The following is a 20,146-nucleotide window of genomic DNA, read 5'->3' as shown; positions in this document are numbered from 1 at the left end:
CTAGATGTTCTTCATGGGTCCCTCGGTGGAGGAGATCCGGTATTGGAGAAGGTACTCGTTGTCCAGCTCAAGGAACTCGTCCCGGTTCCCGGAGAACACCACCCTGCCCCTGTACAGCATAATAAACCTGTTGGAAAAATCAACAAACCTTTCCGGCTCGTACGTGACGAATATCGTCGCCCTGTGCTTTTCCGCGGCCCAGAACTTCAGGTGGTTCATGAAAACCTGCACGTTCAGGAGGCATTGTCCCTCCAGGGCGTGCTCGACGAGCATGAGCGCGGGATCGAGGGCGATCGCCCGCGCGTAGGCGGTGCGCAGCGTCTCGGCGCTGGAGAGTGACACGGGCCTTTGCGTCCGGCAATGCTCGAGTCCCAGCTCGCTGATAAGGCTGTCGACCTTCGCGTTCACCCCGGCCGTGGAAAGGCGCGAATGGTACCGGAGGGGAAGCTGCACGTTCTCCTCCACCGACATGTTATTGATGAGCCCGTAATCTTTCTGAAGATAGCCGAGCGCCGTGCGGTACTGATGCGCCTCGAAATAGTCGAAGCTCTCGATGGAGCGCCCGTTGAAGAATATCTCCCCCTCGAATTCGTCTTCCAGCCGCGCGATGATGGGGCACAGGGAGCCGATGCCGGAATCCTCGGGTCCGAACAGAACGACGTTTTCGCCCGTGACCACCGAGAGCGTGAAAGAAGCCCCCTCCGGGAGGCAGTCTTTCCGCAGGCACAACGATTCGATCCGTAAGAGCTCCTTTTCCTCCATTCCCCCTCCGTCAGAAATAAAAGACCGCCGAAATGAGGGCGTTGATGACGAAAAGAATGAGCAGCGTGCGCACCACCGCGCGCGATACGAATATGGGAATCTGGAAATCGGACCGCGGCATGAACCCGTAATAGCAGCAGATGGTGGGAATGAGTATCCCGTATATCAGGCTCTTGACCACGGTGATGAGCAGGTCCTTGAAGCTGAAGGCGTCGATAAGCGCCTGCACGAAGATTCCCGCCGGGATGAACACCGTGGACAGCGAGATGAGGTAACCGCCGGCGAACGCGGTCAGGTCGAAAATCACGATGAGCGAAAGTATCGCGAGTATGGTGGCGAGTATCCTGGGGAACACTATGTAGAGCCTCGTATCGATGCCCATGAGCTCCAGGGAGAGTATCTCCTTGTTCTGTTTCTGCGTGGCGATCTCCGCGGCGATGGCCGACCCGGACCGGCTCACCACGATCATGGCGGTGACGAAGGGACCGAGCTCCCTGGCGATGATGATGACCAGCAGGTTTCCTATGAAACCCTCGATGCCGAACTTGGGGAAATTCTTGGTCGCCTGGATGATGACGGTCCCGCCCAGCATGAGGGCGATGGAAATAATGATGGGGAGCGCATCGACCCCCGTAAATCGCGTCTGGTTAATCATGATCGTGTAGATCGAGCGGAAGCGCAGGTAGCGGATCGATCTGAGCGAAAATATGATCGATCGCACGAACCGGTAGAATCCCCGAATACCGTCGCGGAGTGAATTATATTTCTGGATAAGATAGTTCATGGGCGCGCGGGCTGTCCCGAAAAATTGGGTTGATTTTTAATTCCGCTCATTCCTTATGGTTACATTAATCGTACACGCGCAGGCAAATTGCAACAAAAATCGACGATCAAGATCCGTTTTCTCCGCGTGCGCGCGGGGACCCCATGGGAGCCATGAAAACCCGCGAACGAAAAATACTTTTCATGCTGCTGTGCGCCTTCGCGCTGCAGGCGCACATGCTGTTCTACTATGACCGGCTCGTCGAGATCGGGAACGGCATCGCGGGGGCGGGCTCCCGGGCGGCGATGATGCTGGGACTGCAATCGGGCCAGCTTCGCATCACGAAATTTTTCCGGCAGAAGGCCGACGAGCGCGTGTACCGGAACCTCCCGGAGGGCTTTCTTCACGCGGGCGCCATGCTGTTCTACCGCGCGCCCGCCGATACAAGGGTCCGCGATCTTGCGGAAACGTCGCTTCGCTACACCTGCTGCTTCTCCGCGCGTGAGCTGGAGCGCGGCATAAGGGATTACAACAGGCTAAGCGGCGATACGATCCGGAAGGGGGCGGCGCTGTACATCCCCTACTCACTACCGTCCATGCGCGTCGATGCGAGGAACCAGGTTCGACCCCCGATCATCTTCACCCGCGGTCTCTACTATACCGGGAACTCGGCGGGAAGCGAGCGGCTCATGACCGTCCTCGACAAATACATTCCGCTGGGAATCAACGCGGTGATTTTCGACGCCAAGGACGTGACCGGGGTGCTCAATTACCGCAGCCGCACTCCGGTGGCGATCGAATTCAACACCCACGAAAGAAGGACCATAGACGACGTGACAAGGCTCATCCGGGATCTCAAGGAAAAGAAGCTCTACACCGTCGCGCGCATCGCGGTGTTCCAGGATCACCTGCTCTACAAGAAAAATCCCGAGTTCGCCATCCGCTCGCGAAGCAGCGGACGGCAGTGGAGCGCGCACCCCGAGTACTGGCTCGACCCTACGAACCGTGACGTACAGGACTACAACATCGGCCTTGCGATAGAGCTTGCGGAAAAGGGCGTGGACGAGATCCAGTTCGATTATATACGGTTTCCCACCGCGGGCGATATCGCGGACGCGCGCTACTGCTACCACGCGGGAAAGATGTCCAACGAACAGGCGATCACCGATTTCCTGGAGCGTGCCTACAGGGAAATCACCGCGCGCAACTGCAACGTTTCGATAGACATATTCGGGGTGGTCGCCTGGGGCAAGGAGGTCGATATCAGGAGCACGGGCCAGCGGATCGAGCTTCTCGCGAAACATTGCGACGCCATTTCCCCCATGCTCTACCCCTCGCACTTCAACGACAACTTCGACGGCCGCGGCAAGCCCGCCGACTGTCCCTATTTTTTCATTGCCGAGGGAACGCGGCGCGTGAAAGAGCGCGCGGGTGACTGCCTGGTGCGGCCGTGGCTGCAGGCCTTCCCGTGGCACGTTTCCAACTTCAACGCGGACTACATCATCGAACAGGTCAAGGCCTCCAACGACTCGGGCGCGTACGGCTACCTGTTCTGGCACGCGGCCAACAACTACGAAACGGTGCAGTCGGCGCTGGTCAAGTACGCGGCGTCGCTGAAAAAAGAAAATACAGGCCGGGGGATGAACAGTGCTCGTCAAGAACGATGATTTTTACCGGGAATATGTCCGCGTGTGGGACGAGGGTGCCATGATCGACGCCCCCTTCATCACGCTTGGCGTCGAGGCTATTCTTAAAGATTTTTACGGGGACCTGCTCGACGCGCCGCCGCCCTTCCCGGTGGAAGCCGGGGAGCGCGTGCTCGACCTGGGCTGCGGATGGGGGCGCGTACTCAAGCCGGTTATGGACCGCGAGGCGCGCGCCACGGGACTGGATATCTCCACCAAAATGGCCGGGCTCGCGAAGGCCCATCTCGTGAAAAACGGCCATCTCCCCGCGGTCCTCGTCGGGGACGGTACCGCCACCCCGTTCAGGGACGGGAGTTTCGACAAGGTGTACTCGCTCCTCGTGCTACAGCATCTCTCTAAGGAAAACGGGCGCGCGGTCTTCAGGGAGGCGCATCGTGTCCTGCGCGACGGCGGCACGGCCTATATCCGCGTGCCGGGGAGGTTCGCGCCCGAAAACCTGCTGTTCGCTTTTCTGCAGTTTGTGAGCATTCACGTCTTCAGGCTCAAGGATCCCATCCGGATGCGCTTTTATACGCTTGGGGAGATTAATAAAATCTGTCGGGAGCATTTCAGGGAGACCACGGTAACCGCCCACGAGTTCCGGCCGCCGTGGAATTTTCATACGCGCTGGACCTGGCATTACATCATCGTCCCCCGCGCCTTCCACGCGCGGCTTCGCAGTATCTCCGACTGGTTCGAGCAAAAAGCGAACACGCGCTTCCCCTTCCTCAGGCATTTTGGGGTCGTGCTCATGGTGAAGGCGGTGAAATAGTCACACGTCAAGGACGACCGTTGCGCGCCATTCGTCGCCCGCTTTTTCGACCGACAGGCGGTGCAGGGTGACCGCCTTCACGTCCACGAGCACTCCGTGCCTCCCGCGGACGATCTTCTCCCCGCGGGCCTCGCAGACGAGCGAAAATCCGTCATCCGATTCCCTGATTTGCAGCGTGCCGGGAACAAGGACAAGCGATTCGGCGTCCTTGTAAAATAGAATCTCGTCCAGGAATCCCGCGAGCAGGAGGTCCATTCCCGCACCCGTTGCGGTGATCGGGCGCGCGTGAGTACCTTCTATCGTATCGGGATTTTCGATCATCACGGAAATGAGCGCGCGCGCGGCCTCGCCAAAAAGCTCCTCGATGGACGCCCCCCTGGCGAGGAACGCGATGTCGGCGCTTGTGACGCCTTCCAGTATCTCGAACCCCATCCGCCCCTCAGCCCTTGATGTTTCCCAGGGGCTCAAGGCGCGCGACCGGTTTCGAGAGCCCCGCCCTGTGCGCGGCGGTCACCACCTGGTCCACGTCCTTGTAGGCCAGCCCGGCCTCCTCGGCGAGTCCCGCGTAGGAAGAGGTCAACACGTAGATACCGTGCTCCTCCATCCGCCTCTGGATCTCGCGCCCGTGGAAACGCTTCTTTGCTTGGGTGCGCGACATGACCCGCCCGCTGCCGTGAACGGTCGTAAAAAACGCCTCGCCGGCCGTCGGCAGCCCGGCGCACACGTAGGATCCGGTTTCCATGCTCCCGCCTATGATCACCGGCTGTCCGTAGTTCGCATAACGCGACGGCACATCGGGCATCCCCGGCGCGTAGGCGCGCGTCGCGCCCTTGCGATGCACCAGCAGCGTGCGCTCCCGCCCGCCCACCGTGAGCCTTTCGAGCTTTGCGGTGTTGTGGCACACGTCGTAGACGAGGCGCAAGCCAAGCGCGTCCGGGCTTTTTTCGAATACGCGCGAAAATGCCTCACGCACATCGTGCATCATGAGCTGCCGGTTCAGGAACGCGATGTTGATCGCGCAGTTCATCGCGCCGTAGTACGCCTGTCCCTCGGGGGATTGAAAGGGCGCGCAGGCGAGCTCGCGGTCCGGCATGGAGAGCCCGTACCGGCTGCCCATCACCGTGAGAAACTTTTTAAGATAATCCGTGGCGACCTGGTGCCCAAACGCCCTGCTCCCGGAATGGATCATCACGTACACATGGTCCGCGAATATGCCGTATTCCGCCGCGATCCGCTCGTCAAAGATGTGTTCTTTTCTCGCGACCTGTATCTCGAGGAAATGGTTGCCGGAGCCCAGGCTTCCCACCTGGTTTCTTCCGCGGTCGCGCGCCTTCTGCGAGACGGCCTCCGGGTCGGCGCCGCGAATGCTCCCCCTTTCCTCGCAGAACTCCAGGTCCTCCCGCGTGCCCATCCCGTTTTCGACCGCGAATCGCGCCCCCTTGACCATCGCCTCGTCCAGCCTGCTGTCGCTGAATGGATGCGCCCCGCCCTCGCCCACGCCGGAGGGAACGCGCGCGAAGAGCGTCTCGACCAGTTTCCGCAGGCGCGGCCGCACCTCGTCTATCGTGAGCGAGGTCGCCATGAGACGGATACCGCAGTTGATGTCGAAGCCTATTCCCCCCGGCGAGATGACGCCCTTGTCCGGGTCCACCGCCGCGACCCCGCCAATGGGAAACCCGTAGCCGGAATGCCCGTCGGGCATGCAGATCGCCGCGTCCACGATGCCGGGGAGGAGCGCCACATTGGTGATCTGGTCGAACACCGCGTTGTCCATGCCGGCGATTAGCGCATCGTCCCCGTATATCCGTGCGGGCACGCGCATACCGGGCTTCGCCTCCCGCGGTATCTCGTACAGGTAGTCGTTGATTTTCACGAGCGCGCCGGTGTTCACGGCTCAGCCTATTATGCCCAGGTCATGCCCGCAGGCGGCGCATGACCCCTGCCTGAGCGCCGTCACCTTCGTGCGGTAGCCGCGGCGCTCGATGACCGTCGCCCCGCACGAGGGGCATTTCGTGTCCTCGAATCCCGCCCCGCCGGCGACGTTGCCGCAATACACAAAGGAAAGCTTTTTCGAAGCCTCTTCGCACACGCGCCGCAGAAACGCCGTATCGGTCGCGGGCGCGTCATACTTGTAACTCGGGTGATAGCGGGAGACGTGCCAGGGGATGTTCTTATCGAGCGCGGCGATCCAGTCTATGATCCCGCGCATCTCGTCCATGTCGTCGTTCATGCCCGTCACGACGAGGGTGGTGAGCTCGACGTGGCAGCGCCCGTGCGTGCGGCGGATCGTATCCAGCACCGGGGCAAGGCGCCCCTTCTGAACTTTTTTGTAGGTGTCCTCTTTGAACGCCTTCAGGTCGATGTTCATCGCATCGGCGTATTCCAGCAGCTCATCCAGGGGCCCGGGATTGATAAAACCGTTTGTCACGTACACGTTTTTCAGTCCCGCCGCGCGCGCGCGCCGCGCGCAGTCCTGGGTGTACTCGAACCAGATGAACGGCTCGGAATAGGTGTAGGCGACGCCCACCGATCCGTTATCGATCGCGGCCTTCACCACGGCGTCCGGTTCGTACCTGTTCGAGTGGGCGTTGACGTCCTGGGAGATGTGCCAGTTCTGGCAGTAATGGCACTTGAAGTTGCAGCCCTTCGTGCCGATCGAGAGTATGGAGCTCCCGGGATGGAAATGATAGAGCGGCTTTTTTTCGATGGGGTCCATCGACATCCCCGTGATCTCGCCGTAGATGGTCGTGCACAGTTCGCCGCGCACGTTCTTCCGCACGCCGCAAATGCCAGTCCGCCCGTCGGCGATTACGCAAAGATGCGGACACAGGGAGCACTCCACCTTCCCGTCCGCCAGGGAATTAAAATGCCGCGCCTTCACCTCGTGCATATGGCTCCTTCACGCGCGCCCTACCTTAATTATCCGTTGTAATGGGGTCCGATGCGCAATTCCCCGGGAAAGGAATCCCCCGGAAGAGTTTCGCCCTGAGGGCTGGCAGCTATAAGTGAAATATATACTGGATGGAAGCGGGCGTCTACCTGACCGGCGAGCACATGATCCCGCCGGCCGAAACCCGTGAGAAAAGTCCGGCCGGGGCATTGCCGCGCCGATGCGCTACGCGGATTCCTGCCGGCCTTCCGCTTCCTTGTGGACGATCTTGTGCGCGGGCCGAATCATTTCGCATTTGCCCTCGAAGGTCACCCCGTCTGCGATCTTAAGCTTGGCCGTGCGGATATTACCATAGAGCTTTCCGGTCGGCTGTATCTCGAGCCGTTCCGTCGCTTCGATATTCCCATGCACGGTCCCGTTGATGATGACCGTACGCGCCTTGATGTTGGCTTTCACCACCGCGCCGTCCCCGATCACCAAAAAACCGTCGGACGTGATCTCGCCCTCGACGTAACCGTTGATCTGGAGCGATTTTTTGAACGAGAGGTCCCCGTAAAATTCCATGTCCTTTCCGAACACGGTCGCTATCATCCCGATCTCGAAAACGGGGTTCTTGTTTACCTGTATGATTTTCTTTGACATGCCCTTCCCGCTTATTTCGTGGTCATGGTGAATACGCCGTCCCAGTCCTCGGGCGGCGGGGTAAGCTTATAATCCCTGGCCCTCTTGACGTACAAATCCGACGGCCCGTCCTTGGGGTCAATCTGCAACGCACGCTCGAAGGCCTTGATCGCCTCGTCCCACTTCCTCTGCTTGTAGGCGGTCAGCCCCAGGTTGTAGTAGTGCAGCAGTTCTTCTTTTTCCTTCGTGATCATACGCCCTCCATGGAAAGGGAATGCTTCATCATGTCCCATTAATAATTTCTTTCAACCAAAAATTTGGCAAGATTTAAAATTATCCGCTTATACGGTGAATCCGGAACCGTCTCCATGTGTTTGCCGAATTCCCCGGTATAGGATTCCGCTACCGAATGGCAGTACTCAAGGGCGCCCGATTCGCGTATTTTCCTGCGCACGGTCTCCCATCGCGCGGGATCGGGATTCTTGGCCAAGGAAGAAAGCTCTCCCCGTTCGGCGGCGCTTGATTTTTCGAGAAGGTGCAGGAGCGGCAGGGTGATCTTCCCCTCCAGGAAATCGTTCCCGCTGTCCTTGCCGGTCTCCGCGGCGCTTCCCGCCGCATCGAGCGCATCATCCACGATCTGGAATGCGAATCCCAGGTTCAATCCCGCCGTATACAGCGTATCCGCGAGCTCGGGGGACATTCCTCCCCGGACCGCGCCCAGCTTCATGCAGGCCGCCATGAATCGCGCGGTTTTAAGCTCGATAATGGTGAGATAGTGCTCTTTCGTGATTCGATCGATGGAGGAGTATTCGAGCTGGTAAAGCTCTCCTTTTACCATATCGCTCGTCGCCGCGACAAGAATGGGAAACACATCGCGTCCCTGGTCCCCCACCGCAATGCCCAGCGCCTTCGTGTACATGTAATCGCCGGTGAGTACCGCCACGCGGCTGCCCCACTTGGCGGATACCGTGGGAACGCCCCTGCGCACGCTCGATTGATCGATAATGTCGTCGTGGATGAGGCTCGCGCAATGCACGATTTCCGCCGCCGCCGCGAGCTCGATGACCAGGTCGGTGGGGGGTGCGGCCAGCCCGCTCGACAGGATGATGAGGGATGCGCGGATCTTCTTGCCGCCCCGCTCGAAAAGGTGATACGCGCTTTCATCGAGAATGGGGATACCCGTGGAAAGCTGGCGGCGGATTTCGTCGTCGACTCTTTTCAGGTGGTGCTCTATGGGTTTTACTATTTCGCCCAGTTCAAATCTCAGGTCGTGGCGCATATCGTAACTGTTCAATCGAAGGCGTTGATACACTCACGCTGAGATTCGAATATCTCGAATACCTTGTCAAGCATTGTTGTCTGAAAAAGCTTAAGCAGGTTGTCGTTGACAATGACCAGCTTAACATCCCCGTCCTTGTCCTTGATCTTGCGCTTGATGGCTACCAGCACCCCCAGCGCGGAGCTGCAGATATGCTTCACGTTTATCATGTCCACGCAAATATTGAACAGGCCGGCCCCAATGCATTCTTGAAGATGATTCTCGAGCTCTTCGGACGCATCCTGGTCTATTCTGCCGTCCAGAACGATCACTTCAACCGCGTCATGTGAGAATCTCTTCATTGGTGAGCTCCATTACGGTAAGTATCTGCGCCCGGGCGCGCTGCGGTGCGCTCAGTAAGACTATCCAAGGGCAATTATATATTCAGAATAGCAGGTTTTCAAGCTTTTTTATGCCCGCGCGGGCAATCGTGAGGGTATAAACGGCCCCGGCGCCCGAGCCTTTGAGCACGCGGGAGCATTCATTGAGGGTCGCCCCCGTGGTGAGGATATCGTCCACAAGAAGGATGTTTTTGCCTGCCACGAGGTCGGCGCGCGCCACTTCGTACCGCTCGAGCACGTTTATGAACCTGTCGGTCCTGCGCATCTCCTTCTGTTTCAAGGAACCAGGCCGCTCCTTCAAGAGGTCGCGGTAGGGAATTCCCAGCCTTCTCGCCAGGGCGCGGGCTACAAGCTCGGACTGGTTGAAGCCGCGCTTCCAGCGCTTTTTCCCGTCCATCGGCACGGCGCTCACGCAGTCGAATGCGAGTCCCGGGGCGCCCAGCGCCTCGTACGCAAGGTCGCTCAAATGAGCATGGAGCCGCGCGCGTTTCCCGAACTTGTAGCCACGGATCAGGGTTTCGAGCGTCCCCCTGTATTCCCCCGCGCAGATATTTCTGTCCGGGTAAAATGCCCGGTTCCCGCACACCGTACACTCGCCGTCTATGATCGCCCCGCAGCACCGTGGACAGCCGTCCCGCACCCGCTCGATCGATGCGAGGCAGCGGGGACACGCGTCGCGATCGCGAATGGAGACGGGCACTCCGCACACGGCGCATCGTGAAGGAAAAACGTACGAGAGGAAATCCTGCGCCCGCTGCAGCAGCCGCGTGCCGTTCATTGCGGCCGACTCGCGTAGCGGGTGGGGTCCGATACGCCGGCATCCAGGAATCCCTGCCTGCGGATGACGCAGCTGTCGCAGGAGCCGCAGGCCGCGCCGTCGGGCGCCGGATCGTAGCAGCTGAGGGTCAGCGCATAATCCACCCCCAGCCTGGTTCCCAGGAGAATGATCTCCGATTTTTTCATCGAGATAAGCGGGGCATGGATGTGAAACGGGCGGCCCTGCACCCCCGCCTTTGTTCCCACGTTGGCCATCTCCTGGAATTTCCGGATGAACTCCGGCCTGCAGTCCGGGTAGCCGCTGTAATCCAGCGCGTTCACGCCTATATAGATATCCGGGATGGAGCGCGATTCCGCGTACGCAAGGGCGTATGAAAGGAAAAGTATATTCCTCGCGGGGACATACGTCGCGGGGATGTCGGCGGGATCGTCGATCGCGCGCTCCTTGGGGACGTCCAGCCTTTCCGAACCGGTGAGCGCAGTCCCGGAAAAAATGTGGGCGGGGACGTCGATAATTACGTGTTCGCGGATACCGAACGCATCGGCCAGCCGTCGCGCCGATCCGATCTCGAGCTCGTGACGCTGGCCGTACCTGAACGTAAGTGCGGCGAGTTGCGCGCATTCCCCCACGGCGAACGCCGCCACCGTGGAGGAGTCAATACCCCCGCTGAGCAGAACAAGCCCTGACGCGTGGTTCATTTCGAGGTCATTTCTTTTTCTTTCTTTTTGTCCTTGGCCTTCTCTACCTCTTTAACCACGTTCTTCATGGGGTAATAATCATAAGGCTTCATGCCGTAGATTTTCTGGAAATCCTCCGAAAAGGGACACATTGTGCAGCTCGCACGATAGACGCCTTCGATGGTGAGAACTGCCTCATCGTAGAGCACACTGCTCTTTTGTATTTTCATATTCCTTATCTTCAGGAACGCGCACTTTTTACATTTTTCGGCATTCAGTTTGACTTTGTCGGTAATGAGCGGCATAAGAAACCTCCATTGTAGTGTTGTCCTTCTACTATTATACCAATTTATCTGAAAAAGCGAGAACATTTTTTAACCGTGCCGGGCAATGAGCGCCGTCGCGTGGCCCCCTGGCTGGCATCCGTCCATGCATTCAAAGCCTCCCATACATCAGCAGGTTTATCAGCCTCGCCGTGAAATATGCGCCGCTCACGAGCAGCACGGGAACCGAAAAGAAGAAAATCATGACCTCTCCCCCGCTGGCGACGGTCGGGTGCAGCACCTTTTTTCCGAAATAATTATAGTGGTAGTTTTCCGGCTGCTGCGCCTTCCGGTATATGGCGCGCATCACCGCCGCCTGGGTAATCAACATGGCGAGCATGATTACCCCCGACATAAGCCAGAATATCTTCAATGCGTCGATTTCACGGATGAGATCGGGCCGGTAAATGGCAAGCACGGTAAGTACGCTCGCGATTAACATGTTGCTTACTGCGGTATTGACGAACCCGGTGAGGTGCCTCTTCGATCGCTTGAGGACGAACTGGAATAAAAAATAGATATGTAAAAAAAAGGATATCTGTAAAAGTAATAGAAGGGTGGGAATTGCGAGAAAAATCAACTTCACCCCCGGGCGCGATTGATTCGCGCGGCTCGATTAATTCGGATTTGTACCGCCGGTTCTTTCCCCATTGAAATCCTATAATCGGCCATAGAGAAGCAGATTGGTCAGGCGGGCCAAAAAATAAGCCCCTGCCATCAGGAAGAAGGGAATGGTGACGAAAAAGGTCACCAGCTCGCCTTGTTGCACGACATTTTCATGAAGCACCTTCTTCCCGAAATAGTTCAGGTGATAATTTGAGGGGTCTCTGCTCCTCCTTACGATATTTCTTATTATCCTGAGCTTCACAAAAAGCATTGCCATCATTAATACCCCGGTCATCACCCAAAATAAAAGCAGAAGGTTCAAATTTCGGATAAGGTCGGGGCGGAACAGGGCAATGACGGTGAGAATCCCTGCAATTAAAATGTTGCTGATCGCGGTATTCACAAACCATTTAAGGTGTTTCTGCTCCTTTTTTAATACGTATTGGATCAGAAAATATATATGGCTCCCTACGGATATCTGGAGCACTAAGAGGACTATAATTATTATCATTCGGTTTTCTGGGGCGGTATTTAATAGATACGCACAACCGCCCCCTTATACTAACGCGATACAATATTATAAAATGCAATACTTTTTCATAAATTATTATGTCTCGTCTACAATAGCATGAAATGGATGTATAATACCCTGGACCTGGGCGCAGATTCGAACGCGGTTCACGACCGATCGAAGCGCAAAGGACTGCCGGCCCCGTGCGGGCCGTTAAGATAAAAGGGAAGTCAGTATGAGAATTTTCTCGTCTGGATGTTGATGAGTATCCCGACCGCCATCATGGACATGAGGAGGTTGGAACCGCCGTAAGAGACGAAACACAGGGGAAGGCCCGTGACGGGCATGATGCCCAGGACGACCCCGACGTTTATCAGGATGTGATAGAAGAAAATGGAGGCGATCCCCGCCGCAAGGAGCGACCCGAACCGGTCCTTCGCTTCCATTGCTATCTGGATACCCCTCAACACGATCACGGCAAGGAGGCCGATTATGACGAGGGCTCCCACGAACCCCCATTCTTCGGCGATTACCGGGAAGATGAAGTCGGAGGATTTTTCAGGGAGGAACCCCAGCTGCGATTGCGAACCGGCAAGGAAACCCTTCCCGACGACGCCGCCCGAGCCGATTGCAATCTTGGACTGGATTATGTTGTAACCGGAACCGTGCGGGTCGAGGTCCGGGTTGAGAAATACCAGGATGCGTTTCTTCTGGTAGTCTTTAAGGAAACGCTGTATGACGACCGAGAACAACAGCCCGGCCGAAAGCACGAATGATGACACGTAGACTCGACGGTAGTATTTCTTGATTAAAAAGAAATTCAGGGCGAATGCCGCGATGGAAATGACCAGGAGGATCGCGCTTACCGCAAAAATGAGCCTGGGATCCTTGAAGAACTCGAGAAGCAGGTTTGATCCTTCGGCCCCGATCCATTCGCGGTAGGTGATGACCATGGGGACTACCGTGGCGATCACGGCGATCGAAACGACCGATAGAAGGTGCGATACGTCGGCCCCCCCGAGAAAAAGCATGGTAAACAGGACCGGCACAAACACGACGGCCGTTCCAAAGTCCGGCTGCATGAGGATCAGCATCACGGGAACCGCCATGAGCACGGACGGGATGAAGAGCTCACGGAGATTGTGCATGTCCCTCTCCCGCAGTTCAAGGTACTTCGCAAGGATAATCACCATGCCGAGTTTCATGAATTCAGAGGGCTGCAGCGAGAAAAGCCCGAAGTTCAGCCACGCCTTCGTATTGCGCACCGGCCTCCCGAACGCGAGCGTGAGCACGATTAAGAACAGAAAAAGCCCATAGATGTAAATCGAGTAATCGCCCAGGTAGCGATAGCTCAGGAATGCGAACGCCATCATGAGCGTGGCCCCGGCGAGGAACCAGATGATCTGTTTTTTAAACAGGCCGCTGTTAACCTTGTCGATGGGGTCGAACCCCGCGCTGTAAATCATAAGTATGCCGATGCATACGGATATGATCACCGCGAACACGAGAACATAGTCTATGTTATAAATCTCGTTTTTGCTGGGCATTGAAATATCCCTGTTTCTGAAGTGTCGCGAAAATCTTTTCCGCTACCGGCACGGCCGCCGCGGCCCCCGTCACGCCGTATTCCACGAGAATCGCGACCGCGACCGTATCCTCGATTTCCCCGTTGAAGGGGGCGAAGCCCACGAACCAGGCGTGCTGGGAGGCGTCCTCGCGCCGCTGCGATCTTGTCTGCGCCGTTCCCGTCTTGCCCGCTACGGCTGTGGGAAGATAGGCGAGCTGCTGTGACGTGCCGTTGCGGACCGAGAGTCTCATCCCCTGTTTGAGCGTGGCGACAGTGGTCGGGGAGAGCGGGATTTCCCTGATCATCTCGGGCTTCGTACGCCTGATCACCTTTTTATTGTCCGGGGAGACCATTTCCTTTACGATGTACGGCTTCATTATCACGCCGTTGTTCACGATTCCGCAGACGAGATCGGCCATTTCTATCGGCGTTACGTTCACAAATCCCTGGCCAATCGCCATATTGATCGTGTCGCCGTCAAACCATTGCTGGCCGAAGGTCTTCAATTTCCATTTCTTGGAGGGCAGAAAACCGGGGATCTCCCCGGGGAGGTCGATGCCGGTTTTATCCTGCAGCCCAAAATATTCGGCGTACCTGATCATGGCTGAAGGTCCGATCTTGTACCCCAACTGGTAGAAATAAACGGAGCACGATTTCGCGATGGCCCAGTACATATCGAGCGTACCATGCGCCTCGTAGCAGTAGAAATCGCGATCGATATACCCCTTCAAGGTGTACTTCCCCGGACAGTGGTAGGTCTGTTCGGGATTCCATTTGTCCTCTTCCAGTGTCGCGATGGAGGTAAGCAGCTTGAACGTGGACGCAGGCGGATACTTGGATTGAATCACCCTGTTTAAAAACGGCCGGTTTTCGTCCTTCGAAAGCTCATCCAGCACTTTTGAATTATTCTTCGAGATAATCTGGTTCGGATTGAAATCGGGCTGGCTCACGAGGGCAAGCACCTCTCCGGTCGCGGGCTTTATCACCACGGCGCCGCCCTTGATGTCTTTCATCCCTTCATACGCGGCCTTCTGTACGTCAAAATCGATCGTAAGGACAAGGTTGCTCCCCGATACCGGCTGCAGCCCTATCTCTTCTCCCTCCATGCGGTTGCGCACGTCGACGATCCGCCTGTAGTATCCGTCCAGGCCGCGCAGTTCGGCGTCATATTCTCTCTCGAGTCCGGATTTCCCGATCTTCTGGTAATGCCGGTAGCCGGACTCCTTCAATCTTTTATATTCGTCCGGGCTGATGCTGCCGATATACCCGAGCACGTGCGAGAATATGCTTCCATAATTATAAACCCGGATAGGCGCGTCCTGCCAGTCCACATGCGGAAAGCGATGCTGGTGCGACGCGATGGTGATAACGGTATCCAGTGTCGTATCTTCCTTGATGGTGACGCGCTCGTAAGGGTTCTTTCCCTTGATTTCATTCATCAGGTCATCATAGGAAACCTTCAGCAGTGCGCAGAGCGGCTTGAGCGAATCGCGCATCTCCTGGGGGCTCTTAAAACTCGCAGGAATGGTGCTGATATTAAAGGCGGCCCGGCTCGAGGCTATGACCACGCCTTTCCTTTCGGGACCGAAATTGCGGTCGTATATTTCGCCGCGGGGCGCGGCGATGGGGATATTATTCTCCATGTTCTGCCGCGATTTCTGCTTGTAGCTTTCGCCCTGTACTATCTGGAGATTCACCAACTGGATGAGGAACACCCCGAAAACGAGGGCGACCAGCCCCAGGAAAACGAGCATCCTGGACCTGAATGCCTCGTACATCCTGGCATGCAGGGTCGTGGCGGGCATAGTCTAGTAACCTTCCCGCTCGAGTTCTTTTTCAAAAATCTTGTCGAATAAAAAGAAGAGCGGCGGGGCGAGGAGCGCATTGTAAAACGCTTCAGGGAAAATAATAGTGAACACCGACGATGCGGTGGCTTCCGAAAAGATATAACACAACACCAGGGTAAGCACCCCCTTGACGAACGATGCCGCGAACAGCAGGATGAACACGGTTATCATGGTGCCCTTGAACACGGAACGGCCGAAAAAGCCCACTATGTACCCCACTACGAACTTGGGAAGCGCGAGCAGGCCGAGCGGTGAATGCGAAGCGGCATCGTGGAGCAATCCCCCGATAAACCCCGTCACCTCTCCGTAAAACGACCCGAAGCTGTATCCGCAGTACACGATCGTGATGAATAGCAAATCCGGCTTGATGCCCGCGATACGGAGCACATCGAAAGAGGTGTGCGCCTGCATAATGAGAGAAATGACAAGGAGAAGCGCGGTGAAGATATACACGAATATCATGGTTCCACCTTCCCCATTACTTCCATCAGCTCTTTATCCGGTTCCTTCTTGATGATGAAGACCTCTTCAATTTGATTATAATTGACAATGGGGGCGACGATGGCGCGCTGATAAGGGCTCGACTCGGAAACGAAGGATTTGATAACCTTTCCCACGAGCATACCCTGCGGGAAAATCCCCCCTTGCCCGGAAGTCACGACCACGTCGCCAAGCTTAATGGCCGCCGATTTATTGATATAATCGATGATGGCGAAATTCGAGTTCGCCGCATACCCTGAAAGAAGCCCGGGAAACCTGCTTTCTTGCAGCATCACGCCAAGCTTCATTCCCGTGGAAATTATCGGCTCAATGACCGAAACCGATCCGCGGACCTCCACTACCTTTCCCGCGACCGCTTTTTCCTCACCCACGTACGCGATTACCGGCATGTTGATCCGTACACCGTCGGAGCTTCCCCTGTTCACCACGATGGTGCGAAACCAGTTGTCCGGGTCTTTCGAAATGATAATGGCTGCAATGGAATCGTTGGTAACGCGCTTCTGCATGTCGAGAAGCTTGCGCAGCCGGTCGTTTTCCTTTTTTATTTCGCTGACCTCTTCGGCGACGGCTTCGTAGTGCTGGAGCTTTTCGCGTGTCAGCCGCAGTTGATCGCGCACGTCGCCCAGCTCGGTGAACCCGGCCCACAGCTTGCGCACATTCTGCTGGGCTCCGTTATAGCCCTTTTGAAATGGGGTGATGAAAGCCCTGCCCATTCCCTCCAGGGAGAGCGTCAGCGGGGAAGTATGAACGGACAGCGAGATGATGCAGAAGAGGAAAAAAAGGACGAACACCACAATCGATTTATGACGTATGAAAAATTCCACCGCTTCCTCTTACATGAAACAGGCGACGCACTGGCGCGCTGTTATTTGAGATTCGCCCTGTAGAGGTTCTTGAGTTCCTCCAGGAATTTCCCGGCGCCCAGCACAACGCAGGTGAGCGGGTTTTCCGCCCTGATGACGGGAACGCCGGTTTCCTTGCTGATATACTTGTCGAGCCCTTTTAGAAGCGAGCCCCCCCCCGTCATGACGATACCCCGTTCGACTATGTCGGCGGCAAGTTCCGGGGGGGTCTTTTCGAGGATGCGCTTGAGGGCGTCCAGAATCTGGTCTACCGGCTCCTTGAGCGCCTTGCGTATTTCGGACGAATCGATTTCGAGTGTCCGGGGGAGGCCCGATATGGCATCCCGGCCCTTCAATTCCATGGCTTCCACCTTCTTCTCGGGGAAGGCGTTGCCAAGGCGAAACTTCACTTCCTCGGCCATACGCTCGCCTATGACCAGGTTGTACTGGGTGCGCATGTACTTTATGATCGCTTCGTCGAACTCATCGCCGGCGATGCGCACGGAGTCGGCGATCACAAGGCCCCCGAGTGAAATCACGGCAATCTCGGTGGTGCCCCCGCCGATATCCACCACCATGTGGCCCGCAGGCTCATGAATGGGAATATTCGCGCCGATCGCGGCTGCGAGCGCTTCCTCTATCAGGAATATCTCCCTCGCGCCCGCCTGCTCCGTGGATTCGCGGACCGCACGCTTTTCGACCTCGGTGATACCCGAGGGGACGCCTATCACCACCCGCGGCCGAACCAGCGTTTTGCGCTTATGTACCTTGGTTATAAAATAGCGGATCATTTTTTCAACGGTTTCAAAATCGGCGATCACACCGTCCTTCATGGGCCGTATCGCAACGATATCTCCGGGCGTACGACCGAGCATGCGCTTGGCCTCGTGTCCCACTGCGAGCACCTTGCCGGTGCCGCTCTGTACGGCTACAACCGAGGGTTCCGAGAGTACGATACCCTGTCCCTTAACGTGCACCAGGGTATTTGCGGTGCCCAGGTCAATTCCCATATCGTTAGAAAACATTCCATAAAATGAACTGAACATGACTCCGATTCTCCTTAAGATCGTAAAAACTTGCAATAAACGGTGTGAACGGCGCATTTCCCTCGAGTTATATCCGAGATTATTCAGATAGAAATTTAGGGAATTTCGCGGGGAAATTGAAGAAATTCAATGTTCCTCGTCATTTCTATTATTAGAATTGCATATTTTGTCAAGCGATAATCACGCAATTTTCGGAGAGGCGGGGGCGATTTCGGAAAAAACGGTTCTCCTGTCTACATTGTGCCAAGAAGCTTACGGGCTTCCTCGTTGCCCGCGTCGACGGCCGTAACCTCGCCCAGAATCGCCCGGGCCTTGGCCTTGTTTCCCATTGCGCTGTAGGTCCGGGCCATCATTATCTTCACCTTGAAATCCTTGTCATCGAGCGCAAGCGCGTCGTTGAATCGGGCGAGGGCCTCGTTGTGCAGGGCCTGGTTCAGATAAATCCGTCCCAGATTTATATATACCAGTTTCTGAACCTGGACAGAAGTTTCTTTCCTGAGCACCTCCTGGAACTGAACTATGGCATCGGTGTAGCGTTTCGCAATTGAAAGCGCGGTTGCCAGGAACAGCTGCCCCTCGATCGATTCCGAAATCTTCCCGTGTTTTCGCAATATCTCGATACCATGCTCCTCCCTGCCGTTCAGAATATGCATGAGGGCATAGAAACGCGCATCCTCGATCGTGGGAAATCCCTCGCTCACATCCACCTTGGCCAGGCGGGCGAAAATCGCCTCCCGGGAGATATAGCCGCTGTAATACATCGCACGCGCCATGATAAGCGCGGAAGCGGGCGGAAGGGGTTCGTGAGCAAGCGCCGCGGCCTTTTTCAGGTACTTTACGGCCTCGATGAACTCGGCAGCCGCCTTTTCCCCCACGTTGAAGTCGCCCCCTTCATAGATGATGAGGTCGGTAAACTGCCGGATGAGGGATTGACCCAGCTGAAACCGCACCTCGCCATGCATGCGGTATGCCTCCGCGGAAAGTTGATTCTCCTTCAGGTAATCGCCGCTTATGGCCTGGAGCTCCCGGAATCGTCTTTCGCGTTCACGGGAATCGGTGACGCCGCGCGCCTGATCCATGCGCTGCATGATTCTCGTGGTGGTAAACCTCCAGAAAAGCACGTAGGTGCGGTACTGGTATCCAAGGACCACGAGGGTGCCCGCGATCAATACTATCGACACGAGTCGATAGATCTTCTTGTTCCTGGTTTTCGATTTATAGCGGTAATACATGCGGTATCAGGCGGCGGAAAAATAGCTCTCGATGCCCTTCTTCACCTCGATGCGCGCGGGCGAATTTTCGTCGAATATGAGGAGGCGCACCGTGCTGCCGCCCCTGAGGAAAAGCGCGATAAAATTATCACCGACCTTCGCCTTCTCGATCTTGTAGAAGTCGAAGCGAAACATGCTTTTTCCTATCTGGAAGTTGATTCCATCCTTGACCACCTGGACGAGTCCCTTTCCCACCCGCTTGAGACGCTTATATTGCCCCATGGTGGGATCGATGACGTTTGTATTCTGTTCGTAATCCACTATTTCGGACGAATCCTCGTAAAGATACGCGACATTCGACTGAACCGGCGGCTCCGGCGCTGCGGATTCCTCGGGAGCCACCTGCGGCGCTTCGGTCGTCAGGGACTCTCGCGCGTGTTCGCGGCTGAATTCGCCTTCAAGCTCGTCGAGGATACCCTTATGTTCGCCGGATGACGGCTCATCCAGGTCGACGAGTTGCGGTTCCCCGTAGAGCTCGAGGTCGGGTGACTCTACGGGCCGGTCCCGCCTTGTCGTCACCAGGTAATCGTCCGGGTCGAGGAGCTTGTCATCGCGCACGTCGCGGGCGGCCCGCCCTTCCGAACCGGGTGCCGCGCGTCCCCCCGAATCGGCGAGGTCATAGTTGGGAACGAACCGGTCGCGTACCGGAAGGGAATAGCGCCTGCCGCTTTCGGCGAACAGCGCGAACAGGATAAGCCCCAGGCCGGCGGAAACGAGTATGAGTGCTATGTAGAGCGCCATGTTTTTTTCCAATTACTGCACGCAGGCTAGCGCGAAAACCCGGGGTGTCAAGAACTTTTCAATTGGCCCCCTCGCCCACCCGCCAGGTGTGAATTATTTTTCGGGCGCCCGGATCATAGCCGGGAAAACCGTTCATATTTTTCATTCCCCATTCGTATCCACTTTGGACGCCTTTGTCCCGGAGGATACGGAATGCTTCGCACTTCTATAAACATGAGCCACATCGTCTTCGTGAATATCGCCCTTGCGGCGGCAAAGCTTAAAACAAGCCGCCAGGCTGTCGT

Annotated in this window: 23 protein-coding genes; 2 read left to right on the top strand and 21 right to left on the bottom strand. The window is 56.6% G+C overall.

Going from position 1 to position 20,146, the window contains the following annotated elements:
* Positions 1-762, bottom strand: a complete 762-nt coding sequence (locus EPN93_10015; protein ID TAL35597.1) for an ATP-binding cassette domain-containing protein — start codon at positions 760-762, stop codon at positions 1-3.
* A gap of 10 nt (positions 763-772) precedes the next feature.
* Positions 773-1,546: an ABC transporter permease gene (locus EPN93_10010; protein TAL35596.1), complete on the bottom strand. Its 774-nt coding sequence runs from the start codon at positions 1,544-1,546 to the stop codon at positions 773-775.
* 143 nt (positions 1,547-1,689) lie between these two features.
* Between EPN93_10010 and EPN93_10005 the strand changes: the two genes are divergently transcribed.
* Both EPN93_10005 and EPN93_10000 read left to right on the top strand, forming a co-directional pair.
* Positions 1,690-3,192, top strand: coding sequence for a hypothetical protein (locus EPN93_10005; GenBank protein TAL35595.1), 1,503 nt, complete (start codon positions 1,690-1,692; stop codon positions 3,190-3,192).
* Complete coding sequence (locus EPN93_10000) at positions 3,173-3,982, top strand: class I SAM-dependent methyltransferase (protein ID TAL35594.1); 810 nt, start codon at positions 3,173-3,175, stop codon at positions 3,980-3,982. Before EPN93_10005 ends, EPN93_10000 begins: the two co-directional genes overlap by 20 nt.
* Here EPN93_10000 and EPN93_09995 read toward each other — a convergent pair whose 3' ends face one another.
* The 19 genes from EPN93_09995 to EPN93_09905 all read right to left on the bottom strand — a co-directional run bounded on the left by EPN93_09995 (position 3,983) and on the right by EPN93_09905 (position 19,862).
* On the bottom strand, positions 3,983-4,414 hold the full coding sequence (locus EPN93_09995; GenBank protein ID TAL35593.1) for an archease: 432 nt from the start codon (positions 4,412-4,414) through the stop codon (positions 3,983-3,985).
* A gap of 7 nt (positions 4,415-4,421) precedes the next feature.
* Positions 4,422-5,804 carry an RtcB family protein gene (locus EPN93_09990; protein TAL35606.1) on the bottom strand — a complete coding sequence of 461 codons (1,383 nt, stop codon included), beginning with the start codon at positions 5,802-5,804 and terminating at the stop codon, positions 4,422-4,424.
* Positions 5,805-5,876: 72 nt separating this feature from the next.
* Positions 5,877-6,872 (bottom strand): AmmeMemoRadiSam system radical SAM enzyme, encoded by a 996-nt coding sequence (amrS, locus tag EPN93_09985; GenBank protein TAL35592.1) that lies wholly within the window; start codon positions 6,870-6,872, stop codon positions 5,877-5,879.
* Positions 6,873-7,097: 225 nt separating this feature from the next.
* Positions 7,098-7,514: a polymer-forming cytoskeletal protein gene (locus EPN93_09980; protein TAL35591.1), complete on the bottom strand. Its 417-nt coding sequence runs from the start codon at positions 7,512-7,514 to the stop codon at positions 7,098-7,100.
* An 11-nt stretch (positions 7,515-7,525) separates the two neighbouring features.
* Positions 7,526-7,747, bottom strand: a complete 222-nt coding sequence (locus EPN93_09975) for a tetratricopeptide repeat protein (GenBank protein ID TAL35590.1) — start codon at positions 7,745-7,747, stop codon at positions 7,526-7,528.
* Between the two features lie 38 nt (positions 7,748-7,785).
* Positions 7,786-8,787: a polyprenyl synthetase family protein gene (locus EPN93_09970; protein TAL35589.1), complete on the bottom strand. Its 1,002-nt coding sequence runs from the start codon at positions 8,785-8,787 to the stop codon at positions 7,786-7,788.
* Entirely contained in the window at positions 8,784-9,113 is a 330-nt protein-coding gene (locus EPN93_09965; protein ID TAL35588.1) for an anti-sigma factor antagonist, read from the bottom strand. The genes EPN93_09970 and EPN93_09965 overlap by 4 nt, the downstream gene beginning before the upstream one ends.
* Before the next feature lie 82 nt (positions 9,114-9,195).
* Positions 9,196-9,930 carry a ComF family protein gene (locus tag EPN93_09960; GenBank protein TAL35587.1) on the bottom strand — a complete coding sequence of 245 codons (735 nt, stop codon included), beginning with the start codon at positions 9,928-9,930 and terminating at the stop codon, positions 9,196-9,198.
* Entirely contained in the window at positions 9,927-10,628 is a 702-nt protein-coding gene (queC, locus tag EPN93_09955; GenBank protein ID TAL35586.1) for a 7-cyano-7-deazaguanine synthase QueC, read from the bottom strand. The genes EPN93_09960 and queC overlap by 4 nt, the downstream gene beginning before the upstream one ends.
* Positions 10,625-10,837, bottom strand: coding sequence for a hypothetical protein (locus EPN93_09950; GenBank protein ID TAL35585.1), 213 nt, complete (start codon positions 10,835-10,837; stop codon positions 10,625-10,627). Before EPN93_09950 ends, queC begins: the two co-directional genes overlap by 4 nt.
* A gap of 205 nt (positions 10,838-11,042) precedes the next feature.
* The gene (locus EPN93_09945; protein TAL35584.1) at positions 11,043-11,510 is read right to left on the bottom strand and encodes a hypothetical protein; all 468 of its coding nucleotides are present in this window, start codon (positions 11,508-11,510) and stop codon (positions 11,043-11,045) included.
* Positions 11,511-11,588: 78 nt separating this feature from the next.
* On the bottom strand, positions 11,589-11,939 hold the full coding sequence (locus EPN93_09940) for a hypothetical protein (protein ID TAL35583.1): 351 nt from the start codon (positions 11,937-11,939) through the stop codon (positions 11,589-11,591).
* Between the two features lie 338 nt (positions 11,940-12,277).
* Positions 12,278-13,594, bottom strand: coding sequence for a rod shape-determining protein RodA (rodA, locus tag EPN93_09935; GenBank protein TAL35582.1), 1,317 nt, complete (start codon positions 13,592-13,594; stop codon positions 12,278-12,280).
* Positions 13,569-15,419, bottom strand: coding sequence for a penicillin-binding protein 2 (mrdA, locus tag EPN93_09930; protein TAL35581.1), 1,851 nt, complete (start codon positions 15,417-15,419; stop codon positions 13,569-13,571). Before mrdA ends, rodA begins: the two co-directional genes overlap by 26 nt.
* Positions 15,420-15,422: 3 nt before the next feature.
* Positions 15,423-15,923, bottom strand: coding sequence for a rod shape-determining protein MreD (mreD, locus tag EPN93_09925; GenBank protein ID TAL35580.1), 501 nt, complete (start codon positions 15,921-15,923; stop codon positions 15,423-15,425).
* Positions 15,920-16,786: a rod shape-determining protein MreC gene (gene mreC / locus EPN93_09920; protein ID TAL35579.1), complete on the bottom strand. Its 867-nt coding sequence runs from the start codon at positions 16,784-16,786 to the stop codon at positions 15,920-15,922. Before mreC ends, mreD begins: the two co-directional genes overlap by 4 nt.
* A 41-nt stretch (positions 16,787-16,827) precedes the next feature.
* Entirely contained in the window at positions 16,828-17,850 is a 1,023-nt protein-coding gene (locus EPN93_09915; GenBank protein TAL35578.1) for a rod shape-determining protein, read from the bottom strand.
* Between the two features lie 233 nt (positions 17,851-18,083).
* Positions 18,084-19,082, bottom strand: coding sequence for a tetratricopeptide repeat protein (locus EPN93_09910; protein ID TAL35577.1), 999 nt, complete (start codon positions 19,080-19,082; stop codon positions 18,084-18,086).
* Between the two features lie 6 nt (positions 19,083-19,088).
* Positions 19,089-19,862 (bottom strand): hypothetical protein, encoded by a 774-nt coding sequence (locus EPN93_09905; protein TAL35576.1) that lies wholly within the window; start codon positions 19,860-19,862, stop codon positions 19,089-19,091.
* Between the last annotated feature and the right edge of the window lie 284 nt (positions 19,863-20,146).

Source organism: Spirochaetota bacterium (assembly GCA_004297825.1).
Lineage (GTDB): Bacteria > Spirochaetota > UBA4802 > UBA4802 > UBA5368 > FW300-bin19.
The sequence above is the reverse complement of the archived record's forward strand: the minus strand, read 5'-3'. Positions and strand labels throughout refer to the sequence as shown.

Coding starts and splice junctions, on each gene's coding strand:
- EPN93_10015 (TAL35597.1), bottom strand. CDS start 762: ATGGAGGAAAAGGAGCTCTTACGGATCGAATCGTTGTGCCTGCGGAAA.
- EPN93_10010 (TAL35596.1), bottom strand. CDS start 1,546: ATGAACTATCTTATCCAGAAATATAATTCACTCCGCGACGGTATTCGG.
- EPN93_10005 (TAL35595.1), top strand. CDS start 1,690: ATGGGAGCCATGAAAACCCGCGAACGAAAAATACTTTTCATGCTGCTG.
- EPN93_09995 (TAL35593.1), bottom strand. CDS start 4,414: ATGGGGTTCGAGATACTGGAAGGCGTCACAAGCGCCGACATCGCGTTC.
- EPN93_09990 (TAL35606.1), bottom strand. CDS start 5,804: ATGCGCGTGCCCGCACGGATATACGGGGACGATGCGCTAATCGCCGGC.
- amrS (TAL35592.1), bottom strand. CDS start 6,872: ATGCACGAGGTGAAGGCGCGGCATTTTAATTCCCTGGCGGACGGGAAG.
- EPN93_09980 (TAL35591.1), bottom strand. CDS start 7,514: ATGTCAAAGAAAATCATACAGGTAAACAAGAACCCCGTTTTCGAGATC.
- EPN93_09975 (TAL35590.1), bottom strand. CDS start 7,747: ATGATCACGAAGGAAAAAGAAGAACTGCTGCACTACTACAACCTGGGG.
- EPN93_09965 (TAL35588.1), bottom strand. CDS start 9,113: ATGAAGAGATTCTCACATGACGCGGTTGAAGTGATCGTTCTGGACGGC.
- EPN93_09960 (TAL35587.1), bottom strand. CDS start 9,930: ATGAACGGCACGCGGCTGCTGCAGCGGGCGCAGGATTTCCTCTCGTAC.
- queC (TAL35586.1), bottom strand. CDS start 10,628: ATGAACCACGCGTCAGGGCTTGTTCTGCTCAGCGGGGGTATTGACTCC.
- EPN93_09950 (TAL35585.1), bottom strand. CDS start 10,837: ATGAAAATACAAAAGAGCAGTGTGCTCTACGATGAGGCAGTTCTCACC.
- rodA (TAL35582.1), bottom strand. CDS start 13,594: ATGCCCAGCAAAAACGAGATTTATAACATAGACTATGTTCTCGTGTTC.
- mrdA (TAL35581.1), bottom strand. CDS start 15,419: ATGCCCGCCACGACCCTGCATGCCAGGATGTACGAGGCATTCAGGTCC.
- mreD (TAL35580.1), bottom strand. CDS start 15,923: ATGATATTCGTGTATATCTTCACCGCGCTTCTCCTTGTCATTTCTCTC.
- EPN93_09915 (TAL35578.1), bottom strand. CDS start 17,850: ATGTTCAGTTCATTTTATGGAATGTTTTCTAACGATATGGGAATTGAC.
- EPN93_09910 (TAL35577.1), bottom strand. CDS start 19,082: ATGTATTACCGCTATAAATCGAAAACCAGGAACAAGAAGATCTATCGA.
- EPN93_09905 (TAL35576.1), bottom strand. CDS start 19,862: ATGGCGCTCTACATAGCACTCATACTCGTTTCCGCCGGCCTGGGGCTT.